This is a genomic window from Acinetobacter yuyunsongii (assembly GCF_041021915.1).
GTDB lineage: Bacteria > Pseudomonadota > Gammaproteobacteria > Pseudomonadales > Moraxellaceae > Acinetobacter.
In genome coordinates this window covers 1,697,140-1,714,937 of record NZ_CP157435.1, presented here as the reverse complement: position 1 = coordinate 1,714,937, position 17,798 = coordinate 1,697,140, and the positions used below count along the sequence as shown (strand labels likewise).

At 38.4% G+C, this 17,798-nt stretch carries 13 protein-coding genes and 1 pseudogene; 8 read left to right on the top strand and 6 right to left on the bottom strand.

All coding sequences use genetic code 11. The features are described from left to right. Window positions 1-18: 18 nt before the first annotated feature. From ABLB98_RS08235 to ahpF, 5 genes and pseudogenes are all read left to right on the top strand, one after another. A pseudogene (locus ABLB98_RS08235) lies at window positions 19-538 on the top strand (putative solute-binding protein); the annotation flags it as partial. 173 nt (window positions 539-711) lie between these two features. After that, a complete protein-coding gene (locus ABLB98_RS08230) occupies window positions 712-1,488 on the top strand; it encodes a tellurium resistance protein (RefSeq protein ID WP_348883664.1) in 777 nt (258 codons plus the stop codon). A 12-nt stretch (window positions 1,489-1,500) separates the two neighbouring features. Further along, the gene (locus ABLB98_RS08225) at window positions 1,501-2,625 is read left to right on the top strand and encodes a toxic anion resistance protein (protein ID WP_348883662.1); all 1,125 of its coding nucleotides are present in this window, start codon (window positions 1,501-1,503) and stop codon (window positions 2,623-2,625) included. Between the two features lie 27 nt (window positions 2,626-2,652). Next, complete coding sequence (locus ABLB98_RS08220) at window positions 2,653-3,570, top strand: hypothetical protein (RefSeq protein WP_348883661.1); 918 nt, start codon at window positions 2,653-2,655, stop codon at window positions 3,568-3,570. Between the two features lie 127 nt (window positions 3,571-3,697). After that, entirely contained in the window at window positions 3,698-5,263 is a 1,566-nt protein-coding gene (gene ahpF, locus ABLB98_RS08215; RefSeq protein WP_111313917.1) for an alkyl hydroperoxide reductase subunit F, read from the top strand. A 48-nt stretch (window positions 5,264-5,311) separates the two neighbouring features. On the opposite strand, the gene ABLB98_RS08210 is transcribed toward ahpF, so the two are convergent. From ABLB98_RS08210 to dnaE, 5 genes are all read right to left on the bottom strand, one after another. Next, window positions 5,312-7,330 carry an alpha/beta fold hydrolase gene (locus ABLB98_RS08210; RefSeq protein ID WP_348883102.1) on the bottom strand — a complete coding sequence of 673 codons (2,019 nt, stop codon included), beginning with the start codon at window positions 7,328-7,330 and terminating at the stop codon, window positions 5,312-5,314. A 119-nt stretch (window positions 7,331-7,449) separates the two neighbouring features. Beyond that, on the bottom strand, window positions 7,450-8,349 hold the full coding sequence (locus ABLB98_RS08205) for an ABUW_2363 family tetratricopeptide repeat lipoprotein (protein WP_269238110.1): 900 nt from the start codon (window positions 8,347-8,349) through the stop codon (window positions 7,450-7,452). Window positions 8,350-8,463: 114 nt separating this feature from the next. Then, complete coding sequence (cysE, locus tag ABLB98_RS08200) at window positions 8,464-9,276, bottom strand: serine O-acetyltransferase (RefSeq protein WP_005160644.1); 813 nt, start codon at window positions 9,274-9,276, stop codon at window positions 8,464-8,466. Continuing rightward, entirely contained in the window at window positions 9,273-10,112 is an 840-nt protein-coding gene (locus ABLB98_RS08195) for an RNA methyltransferase (protein ID WP_005160643.1), read from the bottom strand. The genes cysE and ABLB98_RS08195 overlap by 4 nt, the downstream gene beginning before the upstream one ends. 13 nt (window positions 10,113-10,125) lie before the next feature. After that, the gene (dnaE, locus tag ABLB98_RS08190; protein ID WP_348883103.1) at window positions 10,126-13,689 is read right to left on the bottom strand and encodes a DNA polymerase III subunit alpha; all 3,564 of its coding nucleotides are present in this window, start codon (window positions 13,687-13,689) and stop codon (window positions 10,126-10,128) included. Window positions 13,690-13,904: 215 nt separating this feature from the next. Between dnaE and ABLB98_RS08185 the strand changes: the two genes are divergently transcribed. After that, the gene (locus ABLB98_RS08185; RefSeq protein WP_348883104.1) at window positions 13,905-14,801 is read left to right on the top strand and encodes a tetratricopeptide repeat protein; all 897 of its coding nucleotides are present in this window, start codon (window positions 13,905-13,907) and stop codon (window positions 14,799-14,801) included. 409 nt (window positions 14,802-15,210) lie between these two features. On the opposite strand, the gene ABLB98_RS08180 is transcribed toward ABLB98_RS08185, so the two are convergent. After that, window positions 15,211-16,641 (bottom strand): pyridoxal phosphate-dependent aminotransferase, encoded by a 1,431-nt coding sequence (locus ABLB98_RS08180; protein ID WP_348883105.1) that lies wholly within the window; start codon window positions 16,639-16,641, stop codon window positions 15,211-15,213. A 237-nt stretch (window positions 16,642-16,878) separates the two neighbouring features. Here ABLB98_RS08180 and msrB point away from each other — a divergent pair, with 237 nt between their 5' ends. Further along, window positions 16,879-17,298: a peptide-methionine (R)-S-oxide reductase MsrB gene (msrB, locus tag ABLB98_RS08175; protein ID WP_005215543.1), complete on the top strand. Its 420-nt coding sequence runs from the start codon at window positions 16,879-16,881 to the stop codon at window positions 17,296-17,298. Further along, window positions 17,295-17,783, top strand: coding sequence for a glutathione peroxidase (locus tag ABLB98_RS08170; protein WP_348883106.1), 489 nt, complete (start codon window positions 17,295-17,297; stop codon window positions 17,781-17,783). The genes msrB and ABLB98_RS08170 overlap by 4 nt, the downstream gene beginning before the upstream one ends. Window positions 17,784-17,798 lie beyond the last annotated feature (15 nt).

Sequence of the window (17,798 nt, the reverse complement as noted above, 5' to 3'; positions counted from 1 at the left end):
TTGAATGGAAATTCCTAAGATTTGAAACTTGGACAATGTGATGGTGCGATTATTAGTGGTTTGCGTGGTCGCCAATTCAATAAATATGTACATCATTGGATGCAATTGGTGCATGAACAGACTTAAAAACAGCAATACTTGCCTATCAATGATTGTTGCTTATAAACCCTTTGAACTCTATAAAGGTTTGGGGGATAAAGGTGGAATCGTAAAATTTCCATTAACACAAATTTCAGCAAATTTTATTATTCGAAAGGATAAGTTTCCTGAAGGATTTGGGCAAAAATCTCGTGAATGGGTAGCGGGTCAACTTGAGGGTACTTTTAATATCATCGCAAAATATGAAAAAGAAATTCCTGAAAAATATTGGATGAACATTCCCCCCGAAGAACAGCTTAATTATATGAAAATGATGCGCGAAGCTCGTATTTCTTTAACCAAAGCAGGTATTTATGATCCAAAAATGATGAACTTTTTGAAAAAAGTGCGTTGTAAGCAAAATCCAAATAGTTTTGAATACGCCCTGAATGATGAATAAAGCATCGTTTACAATTCTGAAAACTTCTTTATTCATTGTAATTAAGAGGTTTTTTATTCATTCCCAAATGTTAAATTTTAAAAAACATAACAACATTTAAGTATGCGAAAGAGTAAGAACATGCTAAAACTAACTATGTTCAAATTTATTTGTTCTTACTAAACTCGGCTAATATGACGCAATCGTTCGACTTCATACCTTTATCGCAAATTGAATCAAATCAAGAACATATTTTAGCGATTAAACGTAATGATTTACTTCCTCTTCTCAATGATCCACATCGTTTGAATCATTATGCAGACCATTTAGTTCAAGCTCAAAGTGTATTACTGAATGGTGTTGACCCTAGATTGAATCAGCAATTGAGTGAAGTGATTACCCAGATTATTCAGCAACTTTCAATTTCCAAAAAACATTTAGGTGGTCGTCGTTTTAACGCGTTGCAAAAATGGTTAGGTATAGATGTTGAATACGATGCTGGTCAAGTAAAGTTTGTCAAAGATCTTGAGCGTTTAATCAATGAAGCAAATCATTTAAGTCAGCTCTTACAGATCGAAATCCAAAAATCGCAATCACGACTACAGCAAGCTTTAGGTTTGAGAGAACAGATGGCCGCTTATATCCGCGCCGCTGATGAATTTTTAATAGAATATCCTCAATTTACTCAACAGCAAAAGCTTGACCATTTTGTTGAACGGCTCTCAAAAAAAATAAACACCTTACACACCTTACAAACGAGTAATGATATTGCGATGAAACAAATGCAGTTATCACAAGAGTTATCTTTTGGCTTGCTAGATCGATTTAAAGAAGCACAACAGGTTTTGATTCCTGCATGGCAATATCACGTTAAACAAAGTACAGCATCGACTTCAACAAATACACTTGATCAGCTTGATAAAAGTCGAGAAGATTTAATTAAAAATTTGAAAAAATCATTACAGAAATAAGAGGGAAAAAAGATGTCAGATTCAGAACTTAGCAAATTATCTCATGAGCTTGAAGTAAAGCCTGAGCAACGTTTTGAACAGTTGAATTTAAAAGATTTAGGATTGCAACCACATGATCTTGCAGAAGTAATGGATGCACATAAAGAATTGGCAGATATCAGTACCACAGTGGTAGCTGAATATGGCAAAAATATTGCCAGTAAAACTTCAACTTATACCGATGAACTGTTAAATCTGGTTCAGAATAAAGATTTGGATACGACTGGACAAAAACTTAATGAGGTCGTGCAAGTCGCACAGCAATTGAATACTTCAAGTATTTTGAATAAATCAAAAAGCTCTGGGTTTTTTGGCGGTTTACTGAGTAAGTTTAAAAATGCTAAACAAAATTTTGATCAGCATTTTAATACCACTAAAGAGCAGATTGATGTATTGCTTAAAGAAATTGAAAGCTCTCAATCAGGGTTGAAAGCTCGGGTTGGAACCTTAGATAAAATGTTTGATGCGGTACAGGATGAATATAAACAGCTTGGTGTTTATATTGCTGCAGGGCAATTAAAACAGCAGGATATTCAGCAACAGATCTCAATGCTCACATCACAAGAGCAGGATCAACAAACGACGCAACAGATTTATGATCTTAATCATTTGGCGAATAATCTTGAGAAAAGAGTCAGTGATTTGCAGGTTTTGCAACAATCTGCAATGCAGACTTTGCCGATGATTCGGATCATCCAGTCGAATAATTTAATGTTGGTAGATAAGTTCTATGCCATTAAGAACATTACGCTACCTGCATGGAAAAATCAGATTAGTTTGGCGATTTCATTACAAGAGCAAAAGAATAGTGTCCAGTTAGCAAAAGCGATTGATGACACAACGAATGAATTATTACGCCGTAATGCTGAATTATTGCATCAAAACTCAGTCGATACTGCGAAAGCGAATCAACGTTCAGTGATTGATGTGGAAACACTTGAACATGTACAAAACACCCTCATTAAAACAGTAAATGATGTGATTCAGATTCAGAAAGAAGGGATGCAAAAGCGTGCGGAAGCGACAACACGTTTACGTGCTTTGCAAGAGAGTTTAAATCATTTAGTGCTTGAGCATAGCCAACCACCCAAATCTTGATATTGTTAATTTTTGAAGGAAAAATCATTGTCACCCATAAACGATTTTAGTGTACAACCGATTGACCAACGTTTAGATGCATTAAAAAAACGTCAACGTCATTTAATGATCTGGTTCGTTTTAGCCTGTACATTGGTCGTTATTACAGTTGCATCGTTATTTTTGCAAAAAGAATTTATCTATCGGTTCTTTGATCTTTCCACGCATGTTCAGGCATTAGATTTGCCTTATCATGTTCAAGAATTGGTGCCATTTAAACAACCAGTCGATTATTTTTTTAATTTATTATCATGGTTTGGTTGGTTGTTTCTAAAAATTTTGGTTTCGTTCATTGGGGCATTTTTACTGCTCAATTGGATGAAGAAATTTAAGTTTTTTCAGCAACGTTTCCAAGCATGGACACAACGAGTTTTGGCTTGGATTATTGTCTTTATTTTGCTTTGGTCTGGTCTGAGCTACATTCAATACGATTGGAAAGATGAAACCAAACAGGCGTATCAACAATGGATGAGCTATCAAAATAATATTGTTGAAAGTCAAATTGCTCAAGATTTACAGCAGGCCAACATTTCATCGACTGAAAAAGCCTATGTGTTGGCACAAGTGGCTTTATTGCATCAGCCTGTCGATCGTAAAACTGCCAATGTCTATGTGAATCAATTGATTGTCGCTGAAAAGAATAACTCGATTCAGTTTAAACAATATGATTTTAAGCCTGAACAGTTATGGGTCATGCAGCAGCAACTATATGGTAAGAGTATCACCTCAATTACGCAGCCCTTAGATCTGCGTGCACAACAACCCGAACGTATTTCTCAGATTGTGAATGTAATTTTATGGGGCTTGATTGTGTTGGTTGTTGCTTTAAGCTCCATTTTATATGTACTCGCTAAACATTTGAAAAATCGTCGTGTGAGGATTGGTCAAAAACTGGATGTCTCTTAAATCTTAATTCGGTTTATCCGATTAAATTTATAAAAACATACTGTTTTACCTATTTATTAGTTTTGCGTACTATAGCTTCATCGAATGAATTTAGCTGATTTGAACTGCTTAGAATTTGGAGAAATACATGTTAGATCAAAATATTAAAACTCAATTAAAAGCTTACTTAGAACGTTTAGAAAGTCCAATTGAGTTAGTTGCAGCTTTAGATGAATCAGACAAAGCTGCAAAAATCAAAGAACTCGTGACTGAAATTGCGGAACTTTCTGACCAAGTTACGGCGCGTTTTGACGGTTCAAACGCTCGCCGTCCTAGTTTCGGTGTAGCTAAAGCAGGTGAACAACCACGTGTGTTCTTTGCTGGTTTACCGATGGGACATGAGTTTACCTCTTTGATCTTGGCTTTATTACAAGTATCAGGTTACGCACCTAAAGTCTCTGATGAAGTCTTGAACCAAATCAAAGGCTTAAACTTAAAAGCAAACTTTGATGTGTTTGTTTCATTGAGCTGCCATAACTGTCCAGATGTGGTTCAAGCACTCAACTTGATTGCAATCTATAACCCGAATACAACGGCGACCATGATTGATGGTGGTTTCTTCCAAGAAGAAGTTGAAGAGCGCAAAATCTTAGCTGTACCGATGGTGTTTCAAGACAATGAACATATTGGACAAGGTCGTATGACTTTGGAAGAAATCGTGGCGAAGCTAGATACCAACTCAGCTGAAAAAGATGCCGCAGCACTCAATGCCAAAGATGCTTTTGATGTATTGGTGATTGGTGGTGGCCCTGCAGGTGGTACAGCAGCGATTTATGCAGCACGTAAGGGTATCAAAACAGGTATCGTGGCTGAACGCTTTGGTGGTCAGGTCATGGATACTATGGACATTGAAAACTTCACCACGGTTCAAAAAACTGTAGGTCCGAAGTTCGCTCAAGATATGGAAGCCCATGTACGTGAGTACGGTGTGGATATCATGAATTTACAACGTGTCAGCAAGATCACAGGTGCAGATCAGACCGCCAATGGTTTGGTTGAAGTTGAATTGGAAAATGGGGCTAAGCTTGAATCGAAAACCATTATTCTTTCAACAGGCGCACGTTGGAGAGAAATGAATGTACCGGGTGAAGCAGAATACCGTACCCGTGGTGTGGCGTACTGCCCACACTGTGATGGCCCATTATTCAAAGGCAAACGTGTCGCGGTGATTGGTGGTGGTAACTCAGGTGTAGAAGCAGCGATTGACCTTGCAGGAATTGTTGAGCATGTAACATTGGTTGAGTTTGATACCAAGCTTCGTGCAGATCAAGTGTTGCAAGACAAATTAAACAGCTTACCGAATACCACTGTGATCTTAAATGCGCTCAGTACTGAAGTGGTCGGAGATGGTGCTCAAGTGACGGCGTTGAAATACAAAGATCGCGCGACTGATGTTGAGCATACGGTAGAACTTGCAGGAATCTTTGTGCAGATTGGTTTATTACCAAACACAGATTTCTTGAAGAACAGTGCGGTTGAACTCAGCAATCGTGGTGAGATTGTGATCAATGATCGTAATGAAACCAATGTCAAAGGTGTATTTGCTGCGGGTGACTGTACCACCGTGCCTTACAAGCAAATTATCATTGCGACAGGTGAAGGTGCCAAAGCGTCTCTATCCGCTTTTGATTATATGATTCGCTCTGATGTGTAAATGATTTGATTAAAAAAGCCCCAATTGTTTGGGGCTTTTTTATTGTACTTAATTCTTCGGTTTATATAAACCATGATCAACTAAATGTTGGCGTAAGATGCGACGAAGTTCTAACACAGCTTCGGGCGTTTCTTGAATAGAGTGACCACCCGTGAAGATCTTCTCGGAAACAGCACCATCTAAATGCGCACTCTTATAAGGAACAATCCCGTCTGTAATGACATTTGGATCATCACTTTTAGTAATATTGCCCATAATAGAATGAAAAACTAAGCCTTTTTCGGGTGGGATACTAGCTGTCAGTTCCATAAATTTAGATTTTTTACTTAGATCACTTGGTCCATTCTGAATGACATCATTCGTTAGTGTTTTGACAAAGTCTTTTAAATCAACATCATAACTGGTCAGCGTATCTGCGAGGGTCGTTAAGAAAGTTGCAGGAAGTTTAATAATTTTTCTTGCTGCTAGAGTAAACCATCGGTCTGCATAATCTGTACCTCGGTGTGGTGCTGCGAGAAAAATAGCTCGATCAAAATTTTCAATTGGTTTCATTTTGAGTCTTTCACCAATGACAGGGTGTTTTCTTAGACGTGTTTGTTGGCGATTATTCATCAATTCTAAAGCTTGTTTAGAAATATCTGCATCACTCACTAAAAGCCGACTAATAATTCCACCCATACTATGCCCAATTAAAACTGCATCTTGGGCTGCTGCATCTTTGGGATTAAGTGAACCAAATGCTTGTTTTAATAAAGCATAAATTTGAAAACGGCTTTCCAAAATTGGCATATTGGTAGAGTAAAAAATTTGCCAAACTTGATAATGTTCTCTTAATATTGCATCACCCATAATGTCATTAGTTACCGCAATCCATGCTTCAGGACTACTTGCCAGACCATGTACTAATACAATGATTTTCTTATTCGGGTTATAGGGTTCCAGCATATAGAGATGCGGCATTGCCAAATGCTGATCGCGGTCAATTAAGGTCAAATACGCAGCCGCACCTAAATTGTTTTCTGCTAGCCATAAACCATAGGGTGCAGAAAAATTTGCTGCTAATGAATATGGTTTACCGGCAATCTCTACTTTCTCAATGCTATAAGGATCATAAACCTTAATTTCAAAATTCGGATTTGTTAAAACATCTTCTATCGTTGCATTCGATTTTTTAGGTTGAGCAATAATTGTGGCTGCTAAATAGCGTGCTTTATGAATATTAGGATTTATCCCTTTAGGATAATCATGGGTTAAAGGATTAAGAATGTATTTATTTTCTTGTGATGATGAGTCTGTCGATGGAAAAACTGCGACAAAATCAGAACCGAAACCATCACGGCGGTTAATTGCCCTTAATCCAGAAAAATTCATGTTGTAACTGGAAATGAATTTTTCCAGTTTCATATTCTGTAGGCGTTGATATGCTTGAATATCAATTGTGTAAGTACTTTTTCCAATTTTAATCGTTGGGGTAAGATTGGTCGATGGATTCCTTAAACTATGACTACTCACCAATTGAGTAAGTGCCTGATTGTAGAAATCTCGAATTTGTACTTGGCGGTTATCAAAAAGTCGTTCTTGTGGCTGACGTGATGTTTTGAATAAATACGCATAACTATAACGAATACTTTTATCCAAAGCTTCAAACTTCTGATCTAAGCAACTTTCATAATTTTGCTGTATTAGCTTTTGTTCATCAGCAGGTTTATGTGTAGACAATTTACTGATTTTACATTCTGATGAGTCCGACAGTGACACGGCTTTAGCAAGATATAGTTCACTGGCTGTCGACAATAATTGTTCGTCTTGAATCTGAGGAATTTTATGTAGATCTGCAATGCATTCATTCGGAGATTGCATACAAATTTTTGCTTCTTTACCTGACATCGATAAGACATTCAGGCTTGCTTCACTTAACTTTTTCTGAGTTACTATACTATTACGTTCATTGGCTATGGTGACATCAACCGCTTGTTGCTTGAGGCTAACGACCTGACAGCCATTTAAAGCAATAGTTGATAACAGCGTAAAGGCAAATAGATATTTGTTTGAATTAGATGCTTGCATTATCAAGGAGCAAATTTAGCTGGAAGATTCTAGCTATAATACGAAAAAAAGATGTTTTTTCAATCAACTTAAAAAAATAGACTGTTCTGAACAGTCTATTTTTACAAAATCACAAATCTTTAATTTAGGACTTGCCAAACATTCCAACGTTTTCCAGATTCAACTTCTTTGATAAGTTGATCTGCAACTTCGGCTTCATCAGGATAATTAATTTTATAATTTTTGAGTGTTTGAATCGCATTTTTCTTTTGCTCTAACCATAAATAATTATTTGCAGCAGAAAGATACGCTTCTTGTACACCGCCTTTAATCGCTTTATCTAGATATGGAATCGCTTCACGTTGACCGCCACCTTCAGATAGACCAAAACCAAACCAGAAATTAGTTTCAGGGTCATTTGGGCTAATCGCAAGAATACGCTGTGCGTAGTTGAGTGATTTGGTTGTATAGGCTGTACCTAAGTCCATATTACGTGCCATAACGCTTGCTTTAAATGCACGAGTAAGTACATCCAGAGAAGCATTGGGCTTTTCTGCTAAAGCATCAAGTTTCTGCGTAATTTCACGAAGTTTTGCCTCATAACCTTTACGTTCTTGGCGTTCCGTAAAACGTGGTGGATAGTGACGCGCTTTACCTTCAACCAATTGAAGAAAATCATCAATTTCAGTGACATCTACTTCATTATCACCAGCAAGCACCGCATATTTCATATTACGTTGCTTTTGATCAGTCGTAGGGACAATTAATTTATTCACCTCAAGGGTGGTTGATTTTGATGGGTCACCTTGAAGTGAAACAACCATTTTTGTTACAGGTTGAGCCGATGCATCTTTAATTGCAACTTCAAAGCTTGGCGGAGCATCATATTTAACTGGATTTAAAGCATAAAATGGAGGAGTTGGATCAGGTTCTTTGAATACAAAAGGTTCAGCAGCTTTTTCTTTTTTTACTGGCGTAGTACCACAAGCTGTTAAAAAAGAAGTTGAAAGTACAAGAAGTGCCAAAGGCTTAAAATTCATGCTTTACATCCATTAATTTTAGTGAATTAACTAGGTCGGTCGTTGGTTTTACCAGTCTAGGAAAAGCAAAACCAACTTGCAACGAGAAGCTTGTTACATTTTTTATAAATTGGATTAGTTCGAAGAAGTTTTGCTCTGAGCTTCACATTCACGTCTAACTTCTTCAATAATTTTAAGTTCTTCTTTACTAAATGGCTGGGTCTTCTGTTTTTGACCGTTAAATGTTGGGTCCAGTAGCGAGAGGCGCTGGCAAAGGGTATTCATGCGCTTTTCATTTTGCTGCATCCGATCCAGTAAAACACGAATACCTTCTAAAATTGGGTCTGACTGATCCTGAGTGGTGGCATAAGGCTGGAAACCGATGCTTTCAGCATAATCACGGCGGCGTGCTTCATCCTGCTCAATCTGGGTTTTATCCTTGAAAATGTATCGTGCAGGGTTGCCAACGGCGGTTACGCCCTCAGGAACTTCTTTGGTGATGACTGCATTTGAGCCAACTTTTGCACCTTTATGGACGGTAAAGGGACCGAGGATTTTAGCACCTGCACCCACCACCACACCATCTTCAAGCGTGGGGTGGCGCTTGCCTTTATTCCATGTTGTGCCGCCAAGCGTTACTCCATGATAAAGCGTGACATCATCACCAATTTCAGCTGTTTCACCAATCACCACACCCATACCATGATCGATAAAAAAGCGTTTACCAATTTTTGCGCCAGGATGGATTTCAATTCCTGTGGCAAAGCGGCTAAATGAAGAAAGTAAACGTGCTGTACCTTTGTACTCTTTTTTCCAAAGCTCATGTGCCATACGATGCATGATCAAAGCATGAATACCCGGATAGGTGGTTAGAACTTCGAGTGTATTTCGAGCAGCAGGATCACGTGCAAATACAGCCTCGATATCTTCTTTAAGCTGTTTAATCATTGGGCATGATCCTCCGAATTGGTTTGTTTCCATGAGCCTTTGGCTAAAGCCTGTACACGGCTGAAAATTCCGCGCAATAAATGATATTCCATACGATCTAATTGTATCCTTCCGAACAGGCGACGCAAGCGTAATGGAAGTAAACGAGGATTATTTGGATCTAAAAATTCGATTTCAGTCAGCATTTTTTCTAGATGAGGATAGAATTCTTCCATTTGTTTTTGTGTTACTAATGGCTCATCCCATTCCATGCTCTGTTGTTGTTTAAGTTGCATGTGATCATCTGGAACAACAGTCATTTGTTGCGTATTTTGTTCGAGTGCAGCCATTCTCAACTCATAACAAATGACTTGAATCGCTTGTGCGACATTTAAAACACCATACTCAGGATTAACTGGGATGGTTAAGTGATAATTGGCTAAAGCAAGTTCTTCATTGGTGAGACCACGGTCTTCACGACCAAAAACAATAGCGATATTTTGTTGTTGAGTTGCAGCTTGTAACGCTTCTTTTGCAGCAGGACGTACGTCCAGTAACGGCCATGGAATGGTACGACTACGTGCGCTGGTTCCAAACACGAGATGACAGTCTTGAATAGCTTGCTCTAAAGTATCAACGATCTCAATTTTTTCAATTAAATCCTGTGCACCTGCGGCTAAAGCATCAATATCTGGGTGTGGATAGGTTTTAGGAGCAACTAAAACGAGTTGAGATAAACCCATCGTTTTCATTGCGCGTAAGGCACTACCAATATTGGCTGGTAGGGTGGTATTGACCATCACAATACGCACATGATCCAAGTGTTTGGACACGTTATTTGAGTCAAACAGATTCATATATCATCCAAAATTAAGAGTATTGAGAGATTTCAGCTTGATACAGATCAAGCGCTTCATCCATAGACATGTTTTCAGGTGGTGGTGCAACTGTCGTTACTTTAGGCGCTTCTGCTACTTTTGCAGCTTTTGACTTCACTTGATATTCAATAAAAATCGCGTCCTTACCAAAATAATCACGTAGCTTGCCTAGCAATTCATCTAAAGGTGCGACTTTCCATTGCGGACCTAGATGCAACTCTGCTGTCGCAAAGCTTTGTTCAAGTTGGATTTGTAAAGCAATATGCTGACACATATCGACATTGCAATAAGGTAATAAAATTGCCTGTAAATCTTTGGCTAAAGATTTGGTCATTAAATCTTGAGGGAGACGAATTTGAATACTTTGGGCACGCTTTTGGCGGATTTCATTTAAATTAAACGCTTTACTTAAACGCGCCATTGGGCGATCAAAGCCTTCACGTTCGTAGATTTCGCCTTCGATAACAATGACTTGTTCTAGACGAACGATTTCTTTATAACGTTGAAAACGCTCATGATTACAGCTGATTTCCACACGAGCAGTACCATCATCTAGTGTAATCATGATACGGTTCGGGAAGTTGGCAATATCAACGACTAAACCAGCAAAGACGGTCGTGACACCACGACGAGTAGGTGTTAGTTCATTTAATTTTGCTGGAATAAACGATTTTAATTCTGGACGATAGACATCAATCGGATGACCAGTGAGATACAATCCAAGCGTATCTTTTTCACCTTTAAGGCGAACTTCGTCTGACCACGGTTTCACAGGTTTAGCAGGTTTGCGTTGAACTTCTTCAACTTCACCAAATAAATCCATGATACCCGTCTCACGGTTACTTCGTGCTTGTTCCGCCGCTTGAACAGCTTCAGGCAATTGAGCCATTAAGCTTGAGCGTTCAATGCCTAAACAATCCAACGCACCTGCACGAATTAAGGCTTCTAAGGTACGTTTATTGATCTTTTTTAGGTCAATACGATGACAGAAATCGAATAAATCCTTGTATGGACCTTCATTGATGCGTGAGTCGATGACCGATTGCATCGCTTGTTCACCGACGCCTTTAATTGCACCGAGACCATAAACAATGGTTTTCTCATCACTGGCGTGGAAATGATACAAAGACATATTTACGGAAGGCGGTAGCACTTCTAATTTATTATTACGGCAGTCATCAATTAAGAATACGATACTGTCCGTATTCTGCATTTCTGATGATAAAACCGCCGCCATAAATTCTGAAGGATAATGTGCTTTTAACCATGCAGTGTGATAGGCAACAAGGGCATAGGCTGCGGCATGTGATTTGTTAAATCCATAACCTGCGAACTTTTCCATATAGTCGAAGATATGGTTTGCTGTCGCTTCATCAATCTCTTTTTTTGCAGCACCTTCAATAAAGATTTGGCGCTGTTTAACCATTTCTTCAGGTTTCTTTTTACCCATGGCACGGCGAAGTAAATCTGCACCACCAAGTGTATAGCCTGCGCAGAACTGTGCTGCCTGCATCACCTGTTCTTGGTAAACCATTATCCCGTAGGTAGGTTCAAGTACGCCTTCTAGCAATGGATGTAGATATTCGAACTCACCACCATGCATACGATGGATAAAGTCTGGAATTAGATCCATTGGACCGGGGCGGTATAAAGAAACGAAAGCAATAATTTCTTCAAATTTACTCGGTCTTGCTTCCTTGAGCATTTTTTTCATGCCGACGGATTCAAACTGGAACACCGCAGTTGTATTTGCGTCCGCAAAGACTAAATAAGCATCCTTGTCATCTAATGGAACATTTGCAATTTCGAGAGGAATTTCAGATTTGATTCTTTTATTAATATTTTGAACCGCATCTTCAATAACTGTGAGGTTACGCAAACCTAAGAAGTCAAATTTAACCAGACCTGCTGCTTCAACATCATCTTTATCGTATTGCGCAACACGACTTGTTCCATCTGCTTCACACAGTACCGCTGAATAATCGGTAATTTTTCCGGGTGCAATGACTACACCACCTGCGTGTTTCCCTGTGTTTCGTGTAATGCCTTCGAGCTTAAGTGCCATTTCCCAAATTTCAGCAGCATCATCATTATCAGGGTTTGATGGGTTGGTCACGATGTCTTTGAGCTGTGGTTCCATGTCAATCGCAGTGACTAGATCAACGCCAAGCGGCTTGGTCGGAATCATTTTGGAAATACGGTCAGCCAGACCATAAGACTTACCTAAGACACGTGCAACATCTCGGATTGCGCCTTTTGCAGCCATCGTACCAAAAGTCGCAATCTGTGAAACGGCTTCACGACCGTATTTTTGTGCGACATATTCGATTACTCGGTCACGACCTGCAATACAGAAATCGACGTCAAAATCGGGCATTGAGACACGTTCAGGGTTTAAGAAACGTTCGAAAAGCAAATCATAACGTAATGGATCTAGATCAGTAATTTTTAAACTGTAGGCAACTAATGAACCAGCACCCGAACCACGGCCAGGACCTACAGGCACACCATTATTTTTGGCCCATTGAATAAAGTCCATGACGATCAGGAAGTAACCCGGAAAACCCATTTTTAAAATAATATCAACTTCGTACTTGATACGATCATCATAAGGTTTACGAATTTCAGCCCAATCTTCATCACGTTCAGCAATAGGGTAAAGGTGATTTAAGCGTTCCTCTAAACCTGTACGAGATAAATGTTCGAAATAAGTGTCGATGGTATAGCCATCTGGGATCGGGAAATCAGGTAAGAAATAAGTCCCGAGTTGTAAGGTAACATTACAACGTTTGGCAATATGGTAGGTATTTTCAATGGCACTAGGGATGTCTGAAAATAGCTCAGACATTTGCTCACCAGTTTTAAAGTACTGTTCAGAGCTATAATTCTTAGGACGTTTATCGTCACCAAGGACATAACCATCGGCAATACACACACGTGCTTCATGTGCTTCAAAATCATCTTGTTCAACAAAGTGAACATCATTATGTGCAACGACACCAATTTGATATTTAGCAGCGAGTTTAACGGCTTGTTGAATAAAATCTTCTTCACCAACACGTTCAGTACGTGTTAAAGCTAAATAAACACGATTACCAAACTTTTCAATCCATGCTTCTAACAAAGGTTCTGCTTTTTGTGGATTGGATGAACAAAGCATTTTGCCAACATCACTATGCTGTCCAAGCAATACAATTAAATCTTCTGATTGTTCAAGTATCCATTCTTTTTGTACGCATGGGATACTAAGTTGTTGTCCTTCAATAAAGCCCCGAGATACGATTTCGGTTAGATTTCGCCAACCTTTACTGCTCATAGCTAATAAGGTTGCGCGGTGCTCTGGGTCATTTAGTCGAATGACACTGCCTAAAATAGGTTTAATGCCTTTTTTTAAACAAGCTTCATAAAATTTCACCGCAGCGTGCAAGTTGGATAAGTCAGTTAATGCAAGCGCAGGCATGTCATCTTTAACGGCAGCTTTGACCAAATCAGGTATGCGAACAATCGATTCCGTAATCGAAAATTCTGTATGGATACCGAGATGAACAAACCGCATAGAAGGACTATCCTTTTTCAAAGCAACGCATAGTTTAGCATGCAAACCGAAAATGGCATGCTTAATATTTTGGCAAACTGTCTATTTGTTCTGTGCTTTTTATAAATTAATAAAAATTAACTTTTGATTTATATGGAAATATAAATATACATTTACTTAAGTTGTTTAACCGCTAGAATGTATCTGCATAAAAATGTACCAAAGCAGGTTCAAGAATGAAATTAAAGAATATCGTATTTTCAATATTATTAAGTATGAGCGCAATTTCTTTAACTCAAGCTGAGGATGTATCTTTTAGTCAAGAACTCGTTCAACAAGCAAAAAGTGGTGATGCAATTGCCCAAAATAATCTTGGAGATGCTTATTATTATGGAAATGAGGTCGATCAAGATTTTGGTAAAGCATTAGAGTGGTTCAAAAAGGCGGCTGCAAAGGGAAATGCTGATGCACTTTTTTCCGTAGGGTATATGTATGATTATGGCGAAGGGACTGAAGAAGATAATCCCACAGCGTTAAAGTGGTATACACAGGCGGCACAAAAAGGGCAATTATACGCTCAGTATTATTTAGGTTTTTTATACCTCTATGGTGATGATGGCGTTAGTATTAATACTAAAAAGGGCTTGGAATGGATGACCAAATCTGCTGATGCGGGATTGGATCTTGCACAAGCTGAATTAGGTCATTTATATAGTGATGGGAATGATGAAGTCGCTCAGGACCTTAAAAAAGCATTACATTATTATCAGTTAGCTGTAAAGCAAGATGAATCTTCAGCAATTAACAATCTTGGTATTTTCTATTTGGAAGGCAAAGCAGGCTTAAAGCAAGATTACAAAGAAGCTTTGCGTCTGTTTACGTTAGCCTCTAAAGCTGAAAATGGCTTAGGTTCGTCAAATATTGCTTATGTTTATGAAGAAGGTAAGGGTGTTGAAAAAAATTATAAAAAAGCTGCAGAATATTATGCGCTTGCGGTAGAGCAGGGTGAAAATGAAGCATTGTTGGATTTGGCGCGTTTATATGAAAATGGCAGTTTTGGCTTAGCTAAGAATTTAAAGAAGTCGAAAGAGTATGAAGCGCAGTGGGATGAGTTGCAAACTGAGAAAAATTAATTTTTAAAATATTATAAAAGCAAAGAAGTATAGGTGACTCTTTGCTTTTATATTTATCTAGAAATGAGGAAATTGACAAATTATTCAGTCTATTAAGACACTTGAGTAGAATAAATTTTCATATATATCAGAAAAAGCATTTCGAGCATATAATCTGGAGTAGCAAGGAGATGCAGCTAGAGAGGGTTATTATAGGAAACTTCCAAATATTATCTTAGGGAGATGAACATAAAATGGAAGGTAAGTTGAGTATTCAAAATAAACATGCGAAAAATTCTTTTAGAAAATTAGGCTTACTTGTTTATAGATGAAATTAAAACAGACGTACACATGGTTACTTTTTTATGGCAACTTAGTATTCATGTTAAAAAAGGAAGCGATTTGCTTCCTTTTTCATTACTAATTCTGCTTAACGCATTTTCGCCAAGAAACGGCTTAAACGATTAATTGCTTCACGTAGCTCATTTTCAGCAGGTAAGAACACCACACGGAAATGGTCTGGTGTTGGCCAATTAAAACCTGTGCCTTGAACCAATAAAACTTTCTCCGCTTTTAATAGATCTAACATCAGTTTTTCATCATCTTCAACTGGATAAATCTCAGGATCAAGTTTTGGGAAACAGTACATTGCTCCGTCAGGCTTAACACAACTTACGCCAGGAATCTCATTTAACATTTCCCATGCAATATTACGTTGTTCATACAGACGACCGCCTGGACGAATTAAATCATTGATAGACTGATAGCCACCGAGTGCAGTTTGAATTGCATATTGTGCTTGATGATTCGCACACAAACGCATTGAAGCAAGCATGTCTAAACCTTCAATATAGTCTGCAGCACGTGATTTATCACCTGTGATCGCCATCCAACCTGCACGATAACCAGCAATACGATAGGCTTTTGATAAACCATTAAATGAAATGCAAAGTTGATTGCCAGCCAAAGCTGCAACAGCAACATGCTCAATGCCGTCATAAACGATTTTGTCGTAGATTTCATCTGCAAACAAAATTAAGTCATGCTTTTTAGCTAAAGCAACAATTTGCTCCAATACATGACGTGGGTAAACAGAACCTGTTGGGTTGTTTGGATTGATAATAACAATACCACGCGTATTTGCTGTGATTTTGCTTTCCATATCCGCAAGATCAGGATACCAATAGTTTTCTTCATCACATTTATAATGAACAGCTTTACCACCAGAGAGATTGACTGCTGCCGTCCATAATGGATAGTCAGGCATAGGAACGAGCATTTCATCGCCATCGTTCAATAAACCTTGCATTGCCATCACAATCAGTTCAGACACGCCATTTCCGACATACACATCATTAACGTGCATATCAAAAACGCCTTTTTGCTGATAATACTGGCAAATGGCTTTACGCGCAGGGAAAATCCCTTTGGAGTCTGTATAACCAATCGCATTCGGTAGGTTTAATGCAACATCATTGATAATTTCTTGTGGAGCTTCAAAACCAAAAGGTGCAGGGTTGCCGATATTGAGCTTAATGATTTTGTGTCCTTGCTCCTCCATTTCATTGGCGGCGCGTAATACTGGTCCACGAATGTCGTAGCAAACATGCTCAAGTTTCGATGATTTCTTAATTTCACGACTTGATTGAGCAGAGTGGGGTGTAACAGTATTTTTAGACATAGCTGGATTCACTTTTGCATATCGGTATAAATAACTTTTAAAGGTTTCGACACTTACCAAATCTAGATCATGTTGATCTCTAAGTAATTCAACAATTTTTTCATAGGTAAAACCTGATTGCTGATATTGTTTGATTGTTGGTAAGAGTTTTTGAAAAACCACACTTTTTTTCTGAGACATTTTTTGTCCTATACAACCGTGCCAAACAAGAATAACACTATCTTTGCTTACGAGAAAGATAGTTTTGTTAAAATTTGCTTACCTTTAAATTTAAAATTGCTTTCTTTTTGCTATTAAAATTAATGCTTAAATTTCACTAAATTGTACGTTATGAGACTAGAGTTTTTGTTATGAATGGCGTAAATATAAAACCTGATCATCGAGATATTTTTAACATCAGAATAAAAGGTGTAGGTTATGGGAAAAGTCAATAAAACAGACCGGGAATGGCAAAGAGAACTATCACCAGAAGAATATCGTATTACTCGTCAGAAAGGCACAGAACCAGCATTTACAGGACAATATTGGAATAACAAACAGCATGGTATTTATGTCTGCCGATGTTGTGGTGCAGAACTCTTTTCATCTGAAACGAAATACGATAGCGGTTGTGGATGGCCAAGTTTTTATAGACCGATTGATGGTGTTGCAATAGAAGAACATGAAGATTTATCGCATGGTATGGTCAGAACGGAAATTGTCTGCCATGATTGCGATGCACATTTGGGTCATGTGTTTGAGGATGGTCCACAGCCGACAGGACTGCGTTATTGCGTGAATTCGGCATCATTACAACTTAAAACAGAAGAAAAGAATGACGAGGAAACCTATCCATGAGTAACATTTATCAGTTTGAAGCTGAATTGTTAGAGGGAGAAACAAAAGCGCTCGCTGATTATAAAGGCAAGGTCATGCTGATTGTAAATACTGCAAGTAAGTGTGGTTTTACACCACAATTTGCAGGACTTGAAAAGTTGCATGAAAAATATAAAGCTCAAGGCTTAGAAGTTTTAGGGTTCCCTTGTAACCAATTTGGTGGTCAGGAGCCCGGCACGAATAAAGAAATTGGCGCATTCTGTCAAAGAAATTATGGTGTAAGTTTTCCAATGTTTGCTAAGGTCGATGTAAAAGGTCCTGAAGCACATGTTATTTTTCGATTTCTAACGCGTGAAGCGAAAGGCATCTTAGGTAGTCGCAATATCAAATGGAACTTCACCAAGTTTCTTGTTGGGCGTAATGGCGAAGTTCTAGGCCGTTATGCTCCGACGACTAAACCAGATGCCTTAGAAGCTGATATTGAAAATGCATTAGCAAAAAAATAATATTGAGCAACAAAA

What these genes read in the sequence shown, in the direction of transcription:
- ABLB98_RS08195 (WP_005160643.1), bottom strand. Translation starts at nt 10,112, where the DNA reads ATGAATCTGTTTGACTCAAATAACGTGTCCAAACACTTGGATCATGTG.
- ABLB98_RS08230 (WP_348883664.1), top strand. Translation starts at nt 712, where the DNA reads ATGACGCAATCGTTCGACTTCATACCTTTATCGCAAATTGAATCAAAT.
- ABLB98_RS08185 (WP_348883104.1), top strand. Translation starts at nt 13,905, where the DNA reads ATGAAATTAAAGAATATCGTATTTTCAATATTATTAAGTATGAGCGCA.
- ABLB98_RS08205 (WP_269238110.1), bottom strand. Translation starts at nt 8,349, where the DNA reads ATGAATTTTAAGCCTTTGGCACTTCTTGTACTTTCAACTTCTTTTTTA.
- ABLB98_RS08210 (WP_348883102.1), bottom strand. Translation starts at nt 7,330, where the DNA reads ATGCAAGCATCTAATTCAAACAAATATCTATTTGCCTTTACGCTGTTA.
- ABLB98_RS08180 (WP_348883105.1), bottom strand. Translation starts at nt 16,641, where the DNA reads ATGTCTCAGAAAAAAAGTGTGGTTTTTCAAAAACTCTTACCAACAATC.
- dnaE (WP_348883103.1), bottom strand. Translation starts at nt 13,689, where the DNA reads ATGCGGTTTGTTCATCTCGGTATCCATACAGAATTTTCGATTACGGAA.
- cysE (WP_005160644.1), bottom strand. Translation starts at nt 9,276, where the DNA reads ATGATTAAACAGCTTAAAGAAGATATCGAGGCTGTATTTGCACGTGAT.
- msrB (WP_005215543.1), top strand. Translation starts at nt 16,879, where the DNA reads ATGGGAAAAGTCAATAAAACAGACCGGGAATGGCAAAGAGAACTATCA.
- ABLB98_RS08170 (WP_348883106.1), top strand. Translation starts at nt 17,295, where the DNA reads ATGAGTAACATTTATCAGTTTGAAGCTGAATTGTTAGAGGGAGAAACA.
- ABLB98_RS08225 (WP_348883662.1), top strand. Translation starts at nt 1,501, where the DNA reads ATGTCAGATTCAGAACTTAGCAAATTATCTCATGAGCTTGAAGTAAAG.
- ahpF (WP_111313917.1), top strand. Translation starts at nt 3,698, where the DNA reads ATGTTAGATCAAAATATTAAAACTCAATTAAAAGCTTACTTAGAACGT.